Here is a 17,717-nt window from a genome sequence, read left to right on the forward strand (position 1 = left end):
GCAACCATACCTTGGAGGCGCCCGTGAGCACAGTTCGAAACAGTCGAACCACTACCGCACTGATCGCTGCAGTGGCCGGCCTGTCGGTCGCGAACATCTACTACGCACAACCCCTCATCGAGGCGATCGGCACGTCGATGTCGATGGAACCGTCACAACTGGGCCTCATCGTCGGCACCTCCCAGCTCGGATACCTCCTCGGTCTCGTCGTTGTCGTGCCGTTGAGCGATCTCGTCGAGCGTCGACGCTTCATCGCGGTCCTGATCCTCGGCGCCGCCACCGGGACCGTGATCGTCGCATCCTCGGCCGACACGGCGATGCTGCTCGTAGGGCTGGCCGTGACGGGATTGTTCTCCGTCGTCGTACAAGTGCTCGTCGCCTACGCGTCGGCTCTGAGCGAGCCCGGTAATCGCGGCCGGACCATCGGCACAGTGACCAGCGGTGTTGTCGTCGGAATCATCCTTGCCCGCACGGTGTCGGGTTCGATCGCCGACACCGCGGGCTGGCGCGCCGTGTACGCAGGCTCGGCTGTCGTGACGACGGTGACGGCATGCCTGCTGTTGCCGCGCCTTCCCGCCACCGCCGTAATGCGGGGCAGTCGAACATACCGGCAGGCACTGGGATCGGTGGTCGGGTTGACCCGCAGCAATCGCGTCTTCCGCACCCGAGCCCTCATCACACTGTTCATGTTCGCTTCCTTCGGAACACTGTGGAGCGGGATGGCATTGCCGCTGAGCGAGGATCCGTGGAACCTGTCGGTGACGTCGATCGGCGCGTTCGGCGTCGCCGGCCTGATCGGCGCACTGGGCGCGAAGCGGGCCGGGCTGTGGGCGGACGAGGGCCTCGGCGAACGGGTGACCGTCGCCGCGTTGATCGTCCTCGTCTCGGCGTGGGCGGCGATCTCGGCGACTGCCGAATCGCTGGTCCTACTCGCCGTCGGCGTCGTTCTGCTCGACTTCGCGGTGCAAGCAGTGCACGTGACGAGCCAGAACCTGCTCGTGCGCGACGACCCGGAATCGAGCGGCAGCATCATCGGAAGCTACATGGTGTTCTATTCGCTCGGAAGCGCACTCGGCGCGTTCGGCGCAAGCGCACTGTTCGAGATGTTCGGCTGGCCCGGCGTGTGCATCAGCGGTGCCGCGTATGCGATTGCCGCCCTTGCAGTCTGGAGTGCCGACCGGGAAGCGACGCGACGATCGGCTCGGCTCGGTTCATGCGAGCCGACCAGCCGGCCCGACTCGCGTGACCTTTGATCCGATACGGATCGGTGTCAAGATCTCGGGGTGAGCAGTTTCGATACGACAGGAGTCCAGGGGCGCCCGTACCGTGGTTCGACGTCCGATCAACGACGGGAGGACAGGCGAGAAAGAATCCTCGCTGCCGCCGTCGAGATCTTCGGCACCAGCGGATACCGCACGGCGTCGATCGATCGTGTCTGCGCGAGCGCAGGACTGACGAAGAGGTACTTCTACGAATCGTTCGACAGCAGTGAGGATCTACTGAAGCAAGTGTATCGACGAGCGACCGCCACGATGCTGACCAGCATTCGTGTGCCCGCTGGTCGTGAGCAGCAGACGGCCGAAGAGATACTGCAGGCGGCACTGTCGAACTTCTTCGAAACCGTCGCCCACGACCCTCGTTCGGCTCGGATCGTGCTGATCGAAGTGCTCGGAGTTTCGGCGGAGGTGGATGCGCTCTACCGGGAGACCACGTCGATGTTCGTCGATGCGGTCCTCGCACTCGCGTCCTCGGTCGGTACCGCCAAGGGCCTCGCCGGGCCGAACCGTCGAACATTGGCTCTCGGGTTGGTCGGTGCAGTGCTCATGATGACGCAGCAGTGGGTTCTCGCTCCCGACATCGAGTCGCTCGACGGCGTCATCGCCGGTGCGCACGCCATCCTGGGGGCTGTCGCTTTCGGCAGACTCGAGTAGCTCACCGCCGTCCCCACACCCCGCGACGGCGAAACGGGTTGCAGTGCAACCCGTTCCCGTCACGGAGTCTGGCGCTGATAGAGCTGATCGGCGTAGGAAGGTCCGTAGTAGCGTTCGAGTTCGGCGATCGACTCCGGCGTGTCCGGCATGACGGCCTTCGTGATCGCGGCGACGGTCGGCATGACCGCGGGATTCCATGTCTCGGGTTCCCAGAGCCTCGATCGCATGAACGCCTTGGCGCAGTGGAAGAAGATCTGTTCGATGTCGACGACCAGGCACAGTATCGGACGATGCCCCTTGACCGTCATCTCGTCGAAGAACGGCGCCTGTCGGATCAGCCTCGCCCGACCGTTGATCCGTAGCGTGTCCCCGCGTCCGGGAATGAAGAAGTTGATTCCGACGAAGGGATTGGCCAGGACGTTGCGATATCCGTCCATCCGCTTGTTGCCGGGTCGCTCGGCGATCGCGATGGTAGTGGAATCGAGTACCTGCACCAGTTGTCCCGCAGGATCGCCTTTCGGCGAGACGTCACATCGACCGTCGGCGTCGGCGGTCCCGATGAGACAGAACGGCGATTCGGAGAGCCATCGGACGTCGAGGGGATGCAGGGAAGTTCGGTCCTTGTTGGCCGCCCGATAGCTCGGCGTACCGAACATTGCCGTGAGTTCGTCCGCGTCTCGAATCTCGTCCCATGCCACCGCGCGAGCTTAACAATCCGCCGCCCGTGCGGCATCCGACTTTCTCGGCGGCACTATCGCGGGTCGATCGACCACCTCACTACTGCGACCGCGTGACGTACTGGCGGACAGTGAATTCCGTCAGTGACGCGACACTGCGGCCTGCCAGATGCCGACCGTCGCATCGATGAGATCGGTCCCGAAGTCGGTCCAGTTCGCCGGACATTCGGGATGGCTCTGCGAGAACTCCAATTCCTTCTCGGCGCACATGTGCATCATCATGTTGCGCGCCATGTCGCTGCGCGCCTTACGCACGTCCAGCGGGAGACCGGGAAGGCAACCGTACAACCCGGCGAGAGTCGTCTTCAACGACGGTGATCCTCCCGCTTGCGCATACATGACGTTGCGCAGGGTGGGATCGGCAATGACCTGTACCGCGAACCGTCCGTACCAACTGGGCGATCCGAGGCTGGCCAGGTGGTCGGTGAACGGTCTGATGAGGCACGAGACCCACCCCTCGATACTCCCCGGCCCGTCGACACGAGACACCATCTCCACGCGGGCATCCTCGATGGGACCGGAATGCTTCTCGACGATGGCACTGATCAGATCGACCTTCGATCCGAAGTGATACGCGACCGCGGCATTGTTGCCCTGCCCGGCCGCCTCACTGACATTCCGGTTGGATACCGCATGAAGACCGACTTCTGCGTACAACCGCTCGGCCACGGCGAGGAGCGCATCTCGCGTCTCGACGGTGCGTGCGGATCTCCCGCCCGATCTCAGGCCACCGCGTGTCATTCAACCCAGCCTTCCACAATTTCCCGGCAGCGCCCGCGTCGCACAGCATCGAAACGGACATTCCAGTCACAGTGAACAATCCCACTTTGCAGAAGTCAAGCAGGTGCTTTAAATTACTTCAGTCAGTTGATTTAAAACGAAGTCTTGGACTATTGAAACGAAGCCTTGGAGGGCTCACCCGCATGTCGACATCCGTCACCGAACCCGACCGCACTGCCCCGGCTGCCGCCGGCGCAGTCGTCGCCGTGCTCGCCTTCACCGGAATCGTCGTCTCGCTGATGCAGACGCTGATCATTCCGCTGATCCCGCAACTCCCTACGCTGCTCGACGCCAAGCCCGCCGACACCGCATGGGCAGTGACCGCCACCCTCCTGGCAGGTTCCGTGGCCGTACCCGTCATGGGTCGCCTGGGAGACATGTTCGGCAAGCGTCGCCTACTGCTCATCAGCCTCGCTCTGATGATCGTCGGTTCCGTCGTCGGTGCCCTCAGTGATTCGGTCGTACCCCTCATCGTCGGCCGCGCGCTCCAGGGAGCGGCCGCAGGCGTCATCCCCCTCGGTATCAGCATCATGCGTGACGTGCTCCCCCGCGAGAAGCTTGCCGGGGCAACCGCCACCATGAGTGCGTCCTTGGGAGTCGGCGGAGCACTCGGACTCCCCGCTGCAGCATTGACCGCCGAGTACGCCGACTGGCACATGCTGTTCTGGGGGGCCGCCGCCTTCGGCGTACTGGTCACCGGCCTCGTGTTGGCCGTCGTTCCCGAGTCTCGGATGCGCACCGGGGGCAAGTTCGACGCTGTGGGCGCAGCTGGTTTGTCCATTGCCCTCGTCTCGCTTCTCCTTGCCGTCTCGAAGGGGTCGAGTTGGGGCTGGACCAGTCCGACCACTCTCATTCTGTTCGTCGTGTCCATTCTCGTACTCGCATTCTGGGGATGGTGGGAACTGCGCACCTCCCAGCCGCTCGTCGACCTGCGAGTCTCGGCACGCCGCCAGGTTCTGCTGACCAACCTCGCCTCCGTCATGTTCGGCTTCGCGATGTTCGCCCTGACGCTCGTGTTCCCGCAGGTTCTGCAGCTACCGACGGAAACGGGATTCGGACTCGGCCGCTCGATGCTCGTCACCGGCCTGGTCATGGCACCGTCGGGAATCGTCATGATGCTGGTGGCGCCTCTCTCGTCACGCATCACCACCACCAGGGGGCCGAGGGTGACTCTGATGATCGGTGCTGCGATCGTCGCCATCGGCTACCTGTTCGGTGTCGTCGCCATGAGCGCCCTATGGCATCTGGTAGTCATCTCCAGCATCATCGGTATCGGTGTCGGATTGGCGTACGGAGCGATGCCCGCGCTCATCATGGGCGCCGTTCCGCCGTCGGAGACTGCAGCCGCCAACAGCCTGAACACACTGATGCGTTCGCTGGGAACGTCCATCGCGAGTGCGGGTATCGGTGTGATTCTCGCGCAGATGACCATCACGGTGGGATCCACGGAAATACCGTCGGAGCGCGGCTTCCATGTCACCATGGCAATCGCTGCAGGGGCAGCTCTCGTCGCCATCGCCCTGTCCGCGTTCCTGCCCAAGTTCGTGCCCGGGAAGTCGGTCGCCACCAAGGTCGACACCGAACCCAAGGTCGACACCGAGCCGGAAGCCTTGACACGCAACTGAACCGATACTTGCTACTCCGCTTCGGGCCGCCTCGTTTCGAGGTGGCCCGAAGTTGCGTCACGACGCCGGATGACCGGTGGTGAAGTCCAGAACCCGCCCATATGCGAGCTTGGGTGAGAAGTCCCGACGAAGCAATCCGAAATTCTGCTCCGGGTCAGCAGCGTTGGTACCTGCGTCTCGAACGCTGTACACGAAGGCCGGTCCGATCCACGAATTTCCGAGAACAGCGTCCATGATGATTCCGATCGTCTCGGACTGCGTCTGCTCGGACACCGCGTTGGCAGCGGTTCCTGTCGGCGCACCGAACTCGGTCAGCCAGATCTGCTTGGCGCTGTCACCACCCGCAATCATGATGTCGCGCATGGGCCACAGTTTCATCGCTGTGTTCCACCCCGCGGTACTCGGATCGTTGGGTAGCGCCGGGTAAGTGTAGGGATGGAGATTGAAAGCGTCGAAGTAGGCGTTCGCGCCGAGCCGATACAGCTCCGACAGGTACGTGGTCGGATCGATGTTGACGCCGTTGTCCGCCGCTGGAGCCAGTCCACCCGAGAGGACAGTCGAGCCGGGCTGCAGCTGCTTGATCTTCGGGTAGGCAGCGCGCAGCAGTGCCGAGTATGCGGCGACGTCGGGCGACGGCTTGAAGAAGCCGACGATATTCGGCTCGTTCCATACTTCCCAGAGGTTCATGTGGTCGCGGTACCGCGTGACGACCGTTGCGACGAACGCCGCGTACGTGTCGGGATTCGACGGCCGCGAGTGGGAATCCATTGCTGCCGCCGGCACCCGCGCCCACGCAGGTGTGTATCCGATGATTCCGAGCGGGCACATACCGTGGGAGACGATCGCGGTCAGAATCCTGTCCGTGTTCGTCCAATTGAACCGTCCTCGTACCGATTCGATGGACGACCAGTCGATATCGACTCGGATCGCGAACATCCCGGCGTTTCGTGCCAGCGTCAGTTCGCGGTCGAGATCGCCAGCGGAGAGCGCGCCGAGCGTTGCCCCGGGCGACCCACCGATCCGCGGCGATGCCGACATACCGGAGCACCGCCCGTCCAACGTCGCAGGCGCCGCCTGCGCAATTGCCGTCGTCGACATACTCGAAATCAAGAAAATAGTGAGCGTGACCAGCATCAGCCGCACGCTCAGCGGGCTGCGCCGAATCATCGGTGGAATATAGCAGCAGTCCACCCCGTTACCACATTTCTCGAAAAAGATTCCGGATCGAATACACGCATTCTCTACCGAATGAAACGGCCATGACCCCTTTACTGCATTACCATCGGGCAAATGACTGATGTTGTTCCCGGTTTCGATGCCCGTCTCGACGAGATACTCGAGCAGCAAGCCTCGAAGGCCGGTGAGACCGTCGACGCCTACGTGCGCCGCGCCGTCGTCACACGGCTCGTGCAGGAGCTGACGGACGGCGACGACTCGCAACTGGGGCAGCTTCTACGCCACCTGAGGGATACCCAGATAGCACCGGTGCCGACCCACGACGAATCGGCGACGGACACCACACGTGCGCTCTACGACCCCGAACGGCTCGCCGCGGTCGAACAGACAGGGCTGTTGGACTCTCCACGGGAGGACAGCTACGACCGGTTGGTCGCCATGGTTGCCGATGCACTGCAGGTCCCCTCGGCTGCGGTATCTCTCATCGATCGGAACCGCCAGTTCTACAAGAGTGCGGTCGGGCTTCCCATCGAGCTCGAAGAAGTACGTCAAATCCCTGTCGATCAGTCGATCTGTCAGTACACGATCGACAGCGGCGAACCCCTGATCGTCGAGGACGCCCGGTTGCACGAGTTGTTGAAGAACCATCCGGCAGTCCTCAACGAGGTCGCCCTGTCGTACATGGGCATTCCGTTGAAGGACGACAACGGTCATGCCGTCGGGACTCTGTGCGTGTGGGATGAGCAGCCACGAGAATGGACTATCGGCCATCAACAAATCTTTCAGGACCTTGCATGGATCGTTCGCGAGCGAATCTTCGAGTGAGCCTCCGCAGACAAATCGGTTCTCCCGAATTCAATGGTAATAACCGGAATTCGGCCTCTTTTCCGTAACACGATCGATAAGGCAAATGCGTTTCCGGAATAATGGTCTGGGTTAGCCTTCAACAGTGTTTGGAACTCGAACCCGGTCCCGTGCGGAAGTCTGATCCGTGTCGAATACTCTCGAATCACCGGCAACCACGCCCACAGACGAGCGTCGAACCGCGCAGAGCAGACCACGAGCTCTGATCGACAAACTTCGCGTCGACCCGCTCCACACCGTCATCACCGTGGCCGTGGACGTGCTGAACGCAACCCTCGCCGTGGCCGTGGGAGTACTGTGGCGCACCGGCAGCCTGACCGAACTCGGGTGGTTGCCATGGGCTTTCGTCCCTCTGGTGGTCGCGATACTGGGTGCGCAGTCGCTGTATCGCCGCAGCCTTCGGCGAAATTTCCTCGACGAGATCGGCCCGGTCGAGACCTCGATCGCGTTTGCCGTGTTGGCCTTGCTGACGATCATGCTCGTAGCCGACACCGACTACAGGCCGAGCGCCATCATGATCAGAATATGGATCTGCGCTGCGATTCTGCTGGCACTGGGCAGGCTTGGTCGGGTGCTCGTTCAACGACGCTTGCGCAGCAAATATCATTCCGCGGCGCCGACGTTGATCGTCGGCGGCGGCCCGATCGGTCACCAGCTTGTAGCGAGAATGCGTCAGTTCCCCGAGTACGGCCTGGAACCGATCGGCCTCGTCGATGTTCCTCCGGTCTCCCCTGTCGACGTGACTGCCCCGGGCCACATCGACATTCCGTATCTGGGGACACCGCGCGAGTTCGAGATGATCGCCCGCACCACAGGCGCCGAAGAGGTCATCATCGCGTTCTCGGCCGTACAACACGAACAGCTCGTTGCCGCAACTCGGAGCGCACAGAAGCTCGGTATGCGCGTGTGGGTGGTTCCTCGCCTGTTCGACTTGGTCGGCAACAAGACACGAGTCGAACACATCGGCGGTCTCCCGCTGATGGTGATGCCGCACATCGACCCCAAGGGCTGGCAGTTCCACCTCAAGGGCGCGATGGACCGCACGCTCACCGCAGTCGGGTTGCTGCTGCTGTCTCCGGTCTTCCTCCTGCTGATGCTGCTGGTGCGGCTGAGTTCACCTGGCCCCATCTTCTTCGCCCAGGAACGCATCGGACGCGACGGAATCCCGTTCGACTGCCTGAAATTTCGCTCGATGCGCCCACCGCGGGCGTCCGATGCAGAATTCGTGCGCACCGAGGGTGACGCGCCCGGTGGCGTGGAAGGCGTCGATCGCCGGACGAAAATCGGCAAGATCATGCGCCAGACGTCGCTCGACGAGCTTCCTCAGCTCCTCAATGTCCTCAAAGGCGACATGAGCTTGGTGGGACCGCGACCGGAACGACCCGAGTACGTCGACCTGTTCGCGATGCAGATCCGTCGCTACGGTGAGCGCCACCGCGTGAAGGCGGGCGTCACCGGGTGGGCGCAGGCCCACGGCCTACGCGGTCAGACCTCGATCGCCGACCGCGCCGAGTGGGACAACTACTACATCGAGAACTGGTCACTCTGGCTCGATGTCAGGATTCTGTTCCTCACCGTCCTCGCCGTACTCAAGCGAGCCGAGGACTGAGCGATGCTCCACCGCCCAGCTCTGGAACCACCGCCTCCGCAAGGCAGTTCGTGATCGCCTTCGTCGGGATTGCTTTCGCGACACTACTTGTCTCGACCGCCGCCTGCCTGGTCGTTGCCGCCATCTTCAGACGACCGCAGCGCGGGGTCCTTTTGTTGGCTGCCGTCGTGCCTCTCAACGGACTCCTCTTCCTACTTCCTGTCCCCGGATTCGTCTCCGGCTGGAAGGAAGGACTCGTACTGCTCACGCTCGTCTGCGCGTGGATTCGGCGCAGCCGCAGAAGGTCCCCTGCCGATCCGCCGTTGCTGATGCCATGGTGGCCCGCGGCCGCGGTGTTCGTCGTCTTCGGATGCGTGTCCGCGCTGGCCACATTCGGTTTCGTGGGTGTGTTCGCGATCAAGGTGACGTTCTTCTACATCCTTCTCGTGGCCGTCATGTGGCTGGCGCCGTTCGACGCGAAAGACCGCGACGACCTGGTCTCCATCCTCATGGGAATGGGAGTGTTCACCTCCGTCGTCGGAGTGGTGCAACTGATCGCAGGCCCCGCAGCCCTAGTCTCCCTCGGCTACGAGTACGGCACACAGGTGCGAACCTCCGGCGGTCTGCTCCGAACCTTCAGTACCTTCAATCTTCCGTTTCCCTTCGGCCTCTACGTCATGCTGTCCCTGCTGGTCGGCGGCGCCATCGCTCTCGCAGATCCGCGCCGCCGTCGCAACATGGCGTTCCTCCTCGCGTCGCCGATGATGGTGGTCGCGATGTCGAGCTCGATCGTCCGAGGGGCCATCCTCGGACTGGTCGTCGGCTTGATCTATCTGATCGCCGTCAGGTTCCGCTACCTCGCAGGGCCACTCGCGGTCGCGGCCGTGGCGGTGGCCGTCGTCGTACCGTTCGTACCGAAGATCACCGCGGTCTTCTTCTCCTCCAGCAGCCTCGGGCAACGCGGTGACGGCTGGAACAACATCATCGCCAGCATCCTCGTGCACCCCCTCGGCACCGGACTCGGATCGAGCGGCTCTGCTGCCGACCGGATCTCGACTGCGTCGGGTGCTGCCTTCACGACGGACGGCGGTTTGTCGACCAACTACCAACCGGACAACTACTACGTCAAAGCCGCTCTCGAACTCGGACCGATCGGGCTGTGGGCGGTCGTCGCGCTCCTGGTCGCGGCGTTGCTCTGGTGCACACGGCTGTCGCGATCGCTTCCCGGAGCCGACGGCGCTCTCGCACTCGGTGTCGGCGCCTCGATCGTCGCTGCCATGTTCGCAAGCCTCGTATCGACCTATTTCGAGATCTTCCCGATCGACGTTTATTTCTGGCTACTGTTAGGGGTGGTGGGATGCGCAGCAGCGCAACACAGTTCATCTACGGAGCACTCGCGCTCCGACCCGGCGGAAGCGGAGTACAGACCTACATCCGTGAGCTACTGAACGAACTGCCCGGGCATCTGCCGGACGCGGACCTCGCCGCAGTGGTGCAGCGCGACGCCGTCGGCGAGCTACCGACCGACGTGCGAGCCATCACTCGACCGGTGTCCGGCGGCGCAGTACGCGCCGTTCTCGGCGCGCTACCCGTCGGATCCTGCGACGTGGTCCACGGACTCGACGTGGACCTTCCACTGGTGACCGGAGCGTTCAAGGTTGCTACCGTCCATGACCTGTCGGTGATCGACATGCCGTCCGCATCCAGTCGATTCCGCGCTGCAGGCGAACAGCGCCTCGTGCGCCACACGCTGCGCCGAGCCGATCTGCTGATCGCCGTATCGCAGTTCACCGCCGACCGAATCAAGGCGGTGAGCGGTCGAGACTCCGTCGTGGTGGAACTTGCGCCCGCCGCCTGGGCCACACCCCCGAGCCCAGACCAGGTCGACGCAGTCCGGTCGAAATACTCGCTACCGGAGAAGTTCGTCCTGCAGGTCGGTACCGTCGAGCCTCGAAAGAACGTCCAACTCGTCGCCGATGCCTCCGAAAGGCTCGGCATTGCATCGGTACTGGCCGGCGCCGGATCCACCGGACCCAATGCTCCGACGTCGTCGATCGGACTGGGCTACATCGATGTCGAGGATCTCCCCGGTCTGTATTCGGCAGCGACCGTCACCGCCTACGCATCGCGATACGAGGGCTACGGTCTGCCCCCGGTCGAGGCAATGGCGTGCGGCGGCGCCGTCGTGGCCTCCGCCGTCGGCGCGCTTCCCGACGTCGTCGGAGACGGGGCGGTACTGCTGAAATCGGAACGCGTGGAGAACTGGGCGGACGCGATACGCCCCCTCGTGTTCGACGACGAAGCCCGCGACAGCCTGGTCGCGCAGGCATTGAACGCTGCCGAGAAGTTGAGTTGGCGTCGCACCGCCGAACTCACTGCGCGGGCCTATCGTGACGCAGGAGTAGGCGGATGACCGAAAGTTCCACTCCTGACGGCATGGAGACTCCCCCCGACTACCGGGCCATCGCCGCCGATCCGAAAGCAGCAGCTCGTGCAACCGCTGCGGTACTGGCGAGCCGCGTCGTGGTCGCCGCCCTCGGATGGATCGGCAGCGTCGTCGTCGCGCGGTCACTCAGTCCAGACGGCTGGGGCCAGTTCAGTTTCGTCTTCGCACTCCTCGGCTTGATGTCGGTGGTGACCGATCTCGGTGTCGGACGCGTCGTTCTTGCTCGTCTGATGGACAACGATCCCGAGGAGATCGGGCGCACAGCCTCGTCCTTCCTGGCGCTACGCACTGCGCTCGGTCTCGTGGGTTACGCACTTGCCGTCGGATACGTTGCACTTCTTCGCTATCCGAGCGAGGTCGTACTCGCCACTGCCGTCGGTGGTCTCGTCGTGGTGTTCGCCACCCCGAGTCATGCACTGTCCGTGCTGTATCAGAGTCGTCATCGACTGTTGGGTGTCGCGATCGCCGAGAGTCTCGGTCAAGTGGTGCAGCTCGGGTTGACAGTGCTGGCCGCCGTGTACGCGCCGACACTACTGTGGTTCGTTCTGCCCGCAGTGGCGAACGAAATATTCAAACTCGTCACCAAGGGTTTCGGTATCCGCAGCCGAACGTTGGGGCTGCGCCCGTCGAGACATATCGAATTCCGCAGGTGGGGGCCGTATCTGAGAGAGGCGATTCCGCTCGCCATCGGATTTGCGCTCACGGTGGCCATGCTCAAGATCGACGTACTGATGCTGAGCCTGCTGGATTCGTTCGACGCAGTCGGACTGTATTCCATCGGTTACAAGTTCTCGGACATGATGGACACGTTCGCACTTGCTGCCGTCGCACCGGTGAGCACGTTGTTGATCGCCTCCTGGCCGCACGACCTCGCTACTTTCCGGACCAGATCACGTTCGGCAGCCGCGCTGTTCGCTCTCTTCGGTGCCATGGCTGTCGCCGCGTTCTGGCCGTCGGCAGAACCTCTCATCCGACTCCTCTACGGTGATCGCTTCGAGGAGGGCTCCAACGCGGCGCGGCTTCTGGTTCTCGGCGCGGCGCTGATGTCGCTGGTGCTGCTCGGCATCTTCATGCTTGCTTCTGCAGGAATGCAGCGGCATTACCCCATGGTGGCGGTGTTCGGGCTTGCGCTCAACGTCGGGCTCAATCTGATTCTCATACCGCGCTTGTCGTACAACGGCGCTGCCATATCGACAGTCGCCACGATCGGCACGACGGTGGTACTGCTGTGGGTCGTCATCGCGCGCAGTATGCCGATCGAGGGTCTACTCCCGGTACGGTCGATCCTCGCACTCTCGGTGATCACGGCACTCGTCACCGGTGCTGGATACGCTGCAGTCCAGTCGTTTCCGGCACTGTGGTTCCCGATTTCGGTCGTCGCGGCAGGCCTGGTCGCCGGATTGCTGATTCTGCTGGTTGCCCTCGGCGCCGTCGAATCACCCTTGCCACGTGGAGAAAAGGAGAAATCATGACTCTGCGATCGCACTGTCGTCATCCCACCCGCAATCCCGTGGCAGGCGGACTCCATGTCCCCGCGGTTATGCTCGACGCAACCCCCTCGTCGAGCTACCCCTCTGCCGGACAGGCCAACAGCAACGATGCAAGGAGATTCCGTTGGTGCACGTAGACAATGCCACGCACCGCAGCGACGTGCCTCCTTCGATAGATCTCGCAGGGCACATGCGCGAGCTCGGTCGCGCCCTCCTGCCCGCCGCGATCATCGCAATCCTCGTCGGAGCAGCAGTGTTCTACGTGCGTAGCGAACTCACCGACAAGCAGTACGCGGCATCGATCGTCACCGAGGTCAAGCCGAGTCAGACCTTGATACCGGGCGATGCATTCATCGAACAGATGCGTGCTCCGTTCATTCAGCTCGCCGAGGACACCGACGTGCTGAACCAAGTTCTCGGTCAAGTCGATACCGACATGGACGCGGCAGCTCTCGGAAGCAGCGTCTCGCTCACTCCCGGAACATCGCCAGCGCTACTGACTTTCAGTGTGGAGGCCGACTCGCCCGAACTTGCCCTCGAACTGGCCGAGTCGATGGTCGCCACCGTGGCGCAGGCATCGCAGGCGAACTACGCCCGCGACACCCAGGATCAGGTCGAGCAGGCCCAGGCGACCATCGCAGCCGAGCAGGCGAAGATCACCGCCCTCCCTGCGGGCTCCGGCGAACGAACCACTGCCGAAGCAGGATTGACGCAGCTGCAGGACCAGCTCACCGCAGTGCAGAGCGGTGGAGGCGACCAGTTGGTCGTCCTGTCGAGCCCAGCGCAGAGCGACACCCCGGTATCACCTAAGCCTTTGTCCGAAGCCCTCGTCGCGGCATTGGCCGCACTCATCGTCGCTGCGGAACTGATCGCGCTGCTTCGTGGCCGCTTCGGATCGAAACCGAGTCGGTCGTGGGCCAGGCGCGCGGCCAAGAAGAACGGTGCCCGGTTCGACGCGAGCCATGCCGACACACTGCCCCCTGTTCTCGTCGCGAGAATCGACACCCTCCAACGAGAGGGCGGTGACACCGCCGTCAAATCCAGGCACTCGGTGGCCAATTCGGACGCGGTGGTCGTCGTGCTGGTGGGAGACGATGCGGCATACGTCCCGCCGCCGACCTACTCGTCAGCGATGTCGCCACAACGGTCCGCCGTCGTCACGATGGGTTTGACCGACGAGTGGTGGCGTGCGGTCGACGTCGCGAACGTCGACACCGTGGTCGTACTGCTGTCGAGGGGCGGACGCGATCGAAAGGCGGCCGAGCGCACGCTGAAACGAATCGCAGAGTTCGGCCGTCCGGCCTACCTCCTGTTGCAACCCAAAGGCGGTAACCGCGCAGTGGCACAGGCGAGAACACCACAGGACACGGAGGTCGACAGCAATGCCGGATGACAGACTTGCGCTCGTCCACGAGCGGTTCACCGAAATCGCCGGTTCCGAGCACGTGATGGAACAGTTGGCGATTCACTGGCCCAGTGCCGAGGTCTTCGCACCCATCGCCAGACCCGAAGGTGTACCGGCGGGTCTGTCGCGGCCTCCACACACCACGTGGCTGAACGGGGTGTACAACGCTATCGGGCAACGCTCGTACGCGCCGGTGCTCCCGATGGTTCCGCTCGCCTTCCGCAGGATGAGATTGCAGAACTACGACGCCGTGGTGGTGAGCCACCACGCCTTTGCGACCCAGGCCGTATTCGCCACCGACGCGCCGGTCATCGCATACGTGCACAGTCCGGCCCGCTGGGCCTGGGATCCGGAGCTTCGCGCCGGCGAGGGTGGAGGAAAGGCCGGTGCCGCTGTTCTGACGGCCTTGTCCGCCGTCGCGCGTCGCTGCGAGGTGTCGGCAGCGCCGAAGCTGACCACCGTGGTGGCCAATTCATCGGCGGTGGCGCAACGCATTGCAGACTGGTGGGGCCGCGACGACGCACTGGTCGTTCATCCCCCCGTCGATACCGACGGTTTCACGCCCGACACATCGGTCGAACGGGAGGACTTCTTCCTGCTGGCCGGCCGGTTGGTGCCGTACAAGCGACCCGACATCGCGGTGCGAGCCGCGGCGGCAGCGGACGTCCCACTGGTCGTGGCAGGTGACGGCCGTGCGATGGACGCATGCCGCGCGCTCGCCGGGCCCAAGACGACGTTCCTGGGTCGGGTCTCGCACGAGGAACTGCTGGCACTGCATCGCAGAGCCCGCGCGCTTCTGATGCCGGGGATCGAGGATTTCGGCATCGTTCCCGTCGAGTCGATGGCAACGGGAACACCGGTCATCGCACTCGGTGCCGGTGGAGCCATCGACACGGTGGTGCCCGGCAAGACCGGACTTCTCGTAGCGACGGGTTCGGACGACGCTGTCGTGGATTCGTTCGCCACTGCCATGCGCACCTTCTCCCCAGCCGAGTACGACAGGTCCGAAATCCGCAGCTGGGCAGAAGGTTTCTCGCGTGACCACTTTCGCTCGCGTATGCAGGAGGTAGTCGATGCCGTTCTCTAGAAAGGCCGAGTCCGCACGTGCGGGCACGAGCCGATACCGCCCGACCGCGATGGACCGTGTCTTCGCCGACGCCCGAGTCGTCGCGCTCACCGGACCGACGCTCGGTCTGGACGCAGGCGATGCACGGGCCACGCTCGCCGCCGCCGAGAAGTCCTCTGCCACACCGAGGCTTTCGCTGCAGCCACGACAAGATTCGCGTTCGTGGGAGTACCGCGGGTCTCTCGGCGACACCTCCATCGAGCACTCGCCGAATGTCGACACCGCGGACCTCGGAAAGCTGTTGACCGATATCAGGAACCGGCCAGGCGAACGCACCGCACTGGATGTGCTCATCGAGGGTGACTACGTGGCCATCGATTACTCACATGGCGTCGGCGACGGCCAGATGGGTGTGCAGGCGTTGGCAGCGTTGTCGGGCGATCCCGACGGCACGCGGGCGCCGGGACTCGCTGTCGGACTGCCACCGCGGGCGACGTGGACCGCTCTGCGGCGCCACTATTGGGCTCATCCGTCGGCGCTGCGTGATTTCTGGACCATGCGCGGCACCCACAAACGCAGGCCCGAGCACTCCTCCGGCGCTACGAGACGGATCGAGAACTGGGAGTCGCACAAGATCAGCAGGTCCGGCTACATGGCACCGGCGCAGGTGGCCGAGCTGAAGAAGTGGGGAAAGCAGAATTTCGACGGGTCCACCTCGGCCTCGATTTCGGTGGCGTTGTGGGCGGCCGCTCTTCGTGCCGAAGATGTCGTCATCGACGACCACATCATGGTCCTGTTCAATTCCCGTCGCTATCTCGACCCCGAATACGCTGGTGCACATGGTAATTTCGCCGTCGGAATTCCCCTCCATCTCCCGTCGTCTTCCACTCCTTCCGACATTGCGACGACGATGCGGCAGGTCATCGACTCGGGTTGGCCGATAGCGATTCTCGCGATGTCCGAGGTCAAGGATGCGCTCGCTGCCGTCCGCCCGCGCCGCAGTTCCCCCTCACAGATCACGAACACCACAGAGACCACCGAGACCACCGAGACCACCGAGACCACGGTGCCGGACCGACTTCGCGTCGCCGTGAGCGATCTCGGAAGACTCCCGATGTTCGAGCACCTGAAGTGGGCCGAGGACGGTCGACCGCCGCAGCTTGCTGCCTCTCTCGAACCGGACGGCCCGGATGGCGTCACGATGCTCATCTCCGAGCTTGCCGGAGGCCGCACGTACACGGCGTCGTTCTGCAGTGCGTTCGTCGAGGAGTCCGTCGTCGAATCTGCGCTGGCGCGTCTGTGTTCCGACCCAGTGGGGCTGTTAGAGGATGCGCGGACCTGATCGCGGGGTCGGTTCCCCGCCGCCCCGAGGCAGCGCGCGCCGCGGGGCGACGTCGGCTGCGGCGGCGGTCATGACTGCGCTCCTCGCCGCCGTGACGGTGTCGTGTTCGACTGCCGACGACGGTGCGGTGCGCGCACCGGGATTGGCGAACCTCTCGCCGGGTGAGCTGATCGGTACCCCGTCTGCGTTCCAGGGTTACGCATCGTTCGAGGACCTCACGCAGCAGTCGGACACCATTCGGTACCGGTCCACATCCGGGATCGACGGGTCGCCGACCGAGGTGTCGGGAGTGGTGTTCGTGCCCAAGGGCGATCCCCCATCCGCGGGCTGGCCCATTGCATCGATCGGTCATTCGACGTCGGGGTCGGCAAGCCGGTGCGCGCCGTCGGCCAACATCGGGCTTCTCGGAAACCTACCGTCCGTGGTCCCGTTTCTGGCCAACGGTTACGTCGTGGTCATGACCGACTACCAGGGCCTGGGCACACCAGGACCCCACCCGTACCTCGAGCCGATCACTGCGGGGTACAACATCATCGACGCAGTTCGTGCTGCGCGCGCCGCAGTGCCGGACACGTCCGACACCTGGCTCGGGTACGGCGTGTCCCAGGGTGGGCAAGCGGTGTGGGCGGCCAACGAACTGTCCGACACGTACGGCGACGGTCTGCGGCTGCTCGGGTCCGTCAGTGTCTCTCCTGCAGCCGATCTCACACTGTTCGCCGATGCGATGGAGAACGGAACGTTGACGGCCGAGCAGATCACCGTACTTCCCGCGCTGCTGCAGGGCCTTCAGGTTGGGCACCCGGAACTCGAGACCGCCGACTATCTTCACGGAATATTGAGGGAGAGGGCGGATGTCTTCATCACGTGCGTAGGCGACAAGGCCGGTCTGCAGGCAAAGATCGCCGAATCTGTCACCCCGGACGACTATCGTCCGACCGATGACGCAGCCGCACAACGCTTTCGCGATGCTCTCGCGAACTACTCCGTTCCCGGCTCGCACGCATCGCAACCGATGTTGGTCGCCTACGGAGACCAGGACAAGCTGGTGCTGCCCTCCTGGACGCAGGCTGCTGTGCGCGAAGGCTGCGACCTCGGCGATGTCATCGATCTGATCGTCGCGCCGGGCCAAGGTCACGGGATTCTCGACATCGGTTCGGCGACTGCAGATTGGGTCGACGGCCGCGTCGCCGGCACCCCAGCCCCTGATGCGTGCGGCCGGTGAACGTCGCCCGCACGCCCCACTTACTTGCCGAACAGAAGGAATGCA

General features: G+C 63.8%; 15 protein-coding genes. 12 read left to right on the forward strand and 3 right to left on the reverse strand.

What is annotated here, in order from left to right; translation table 11 throughout:
* Positions 1 to 23: 23 nt before the first annotated feature.
* Both RY1_RS05660 and RY1_RS05665 read left to right on the forward strand, forming a co-directional pair.
* Entirely contained in the window at positions 24 to 1,253 is a 1,230-nt protein-coding gene (locus RY1_RS05660) for an MFS transporter (protein ID WP_139279731.1), read from the forward strand.
* Between the two features lie 30 nt (positions 1,254 to 1,283).
* Complete coding sequence (locus RY1_RS05665; protein WP_072802542.1) at positions 1,284 to 1,931, forward strand: TetR/AcrR family transcriptional regulator; 648 nt, start codon at positions 1,284 to 1,286, stop codon at positions 1,929 to 1,931.
* A gap of 59 nt (positions 1,932 to 1,990) precedes the next feature.
* Here the strand turns inward: RY1_RS05665 and RY1_RS05670 are convergent, their stop codons facing one another.
* Together RY1_RS05670 and RY1_RS05675 are read right to left on the reverse strand one after the other, a co-directional pair.
* Positions 1,991 to 2,629 carry an MSMEG_1061 family FMN-dependent PPOX-type flavoprotein gene (locus RY1_RS05670; protein WP_072802543.1) on the reverse strand — a complete coding sequence of 213 codons (639 nt, stop codon included), beginning with the start codon at positions 2,627 to 2,629 and terminating at the stop codon, positions 1,991 to 1,993.
* Positions 2,630 to 2,749: 120 nt separating this feature from the next.
* Positions 2,750 to 3,409, reverse strand: a complete 660-nt coding sequence (locus tag RY1_RS05675; RefSeq protein WP_072802544.1) for a TetR/AcrR family transcriptional regulator — start codon at positions 3,407 to 3,409, stop codon at positions 2,750 to 2,752.
* 182 nt (positions 3,410 to 3,591) lie between these two features.
* Here RY1_RS05675 and RY1_RS05680 point away from each other — a divergent pair, with 182 nt between their 5' ends.
* Positions 3,592 to 5,073 carry an MFS transporter gene (locus RY1_RS05680; protein ID WP_072802545.1) on the forward strand — a complete coding sequence of 494 codons (1,482 nt, stop codon included), beginning with the start codon at positions 3,592 to 3,594 and terminating at the stop codon, positions 5,071 to 5,073.
* Positions 5,074 to 5,130: 57 nt separating this feature from the next.
* Here the strand turns inward: RY1_RS05680 and RY1_RS05685 are convergent, their stop codons facing one another.
* Positions 5,131 to 6,240: an endo-1,4-beta-xylanase gene (locus tag RY1_RS05685; RefSeq protein ID WP_072802700.1), complete on the reverse strand. Its 1,110-nt coding sequence runs from the start codon at positions 6,238 to 6,240 to the stop codon at positions 5,131 to 5,133.
* A gap of 123 nt (positions 6,241 to 6,363) precedes the next feature.
* Between RY1_RS05685 and RY1_RS05690 the strand changes: the two genes are divergently transcribed.
* The 9 genes from RY1_RS05690 (at position 6,364) to RY1_RS05730 (ending at position 17,672) form a co-directional block, all read left to right on the forward strand.
* Complete coding sequence (locus tag RY1_RS05690; protein WP_072802546.1) at positions 6,364 to 7,074, forward strand: GAF domain-containing protein; 711 nt, start codon at positions 6,364 to 6,366, stop codon at positions 7,072 to 7,074.
* Positions 7,075 to 7,240: 166 nt separating this feature from the next.
* On the forward strand, positions 7,241 to 8,722 hold the full coding sequence (locus tag RY1_RS05695) for a sugar transferase (RefSeq protein ID WP_072802547.1): 1,482 nt from the start codon (positions 7,241 to 7,243) through the stop codon (positions 8,720 to 8,722).
* 50 nt (positions 8,723 to 8,772) lie between these two features.
* Positions 8,773 to 10,149 carry an O-antigen ligase family protein gene (locus tag RY1_RS05700; RefSeq protein WP_072802548.1) on the forward strand — a complete coding sequence of 459 codons (1,377 nt, stop codon included), beginning with the start codon at positions 8,773 to 8,775 and terminating at the stop codon, positions 10,147 to 10,149.
* The gene (locus tag RY1_RS05705; RefSeq protein WP_072802549.1) at positions 10,059 to 11,114 is read left to right on the forward strand and encodes a glycosyltransferase family 4 protein; all 1,056 of its coding nucleotides are present in this window, start codon (positions 10,059 to 10,061) and stop codon (positions 11,112 to 11,114) included. Before RY1_RS05700 ends, RY1_RS05705 begins: the two co-directional genes overlap by 91 nt.
* Positions 11,111 to 12,619 (forward strand): flippase, encoded by a 1,509-nt coding sequence (locus tag RY1_RS05710; RefSeq protein ID WP_072802550.1) that lies wholly within the window; start codon positions 11,111 to 11,113, stop codon positions 12,617 to 12,619. The genes RY1_RS05705 and RY1_RS05710 overlap by 4 nt, the downstream gene beginning before the upstream one ends.
* Positions 12,620 to 12,764: 145 nt before the next feature.
* Positions 12,765 to 14,030 (forward strand): GumC domain-containing protein, encoded by a 1,266-nt coding sequence (locus RY1_RS05715; protein ID WP_139279732.1) that lies wholly within the window; start codon positions 12,765 to 12,767, stop codon positions 14,028 to 14,030.
* On the forward strand, positions 14,020 to 15,129 hold the full coding sequence (locus RY1_RS05720; protein WP_072802552.1) for a glycosyltransferase: 1,110 nt from the start codon (positions 14,020 to 14,022) through the stop codon (positions 15,127 to 15,129). The genes RY1_RS05715 and RY1_RS05720 overlap by 11 nt, the downstream gene beginning before the upstream one ends.
* Entirely contained in the window at positions 15,116 to 16,450 is a 1,335-nt protein-coding gene (locus tag RY1_RS05725) for a hypothetical protein (protein ID WP_245819500.1), read from the forward strand. The genes RY1_RS05720 and RY1_RS05725 overlap by 14 nt, the downstream gene beginning before the upstream one ends.
* A gap of 70 nt (positions 16,451 to 16,520) precedes the next feature.
* On the forward strand, positions 16,521 to 17,672 hold the full coding sequence (locus RY1_RS05730; protein ID WP_072802702.1) for a lipase family protein: 1,152 nt from the start codon (positions 16,521 to 16,523) through the stop codon (positions 17,670 to 17,672).
* Positions 17,673 to 17,717: the final 45 nt, after the last annotated feature.

Origin of the sequence: Rhodococcus yunnanensis NBRC 103083, from assembly GCF_001895005.1 — a bacterium.
Lineage (GTDB): Bacteria > Actinomycetota > Actinomycetes > Mycobacteriales > Mycobacteriaceae > Rhodococcoides > Rhodococcoides yunnanense.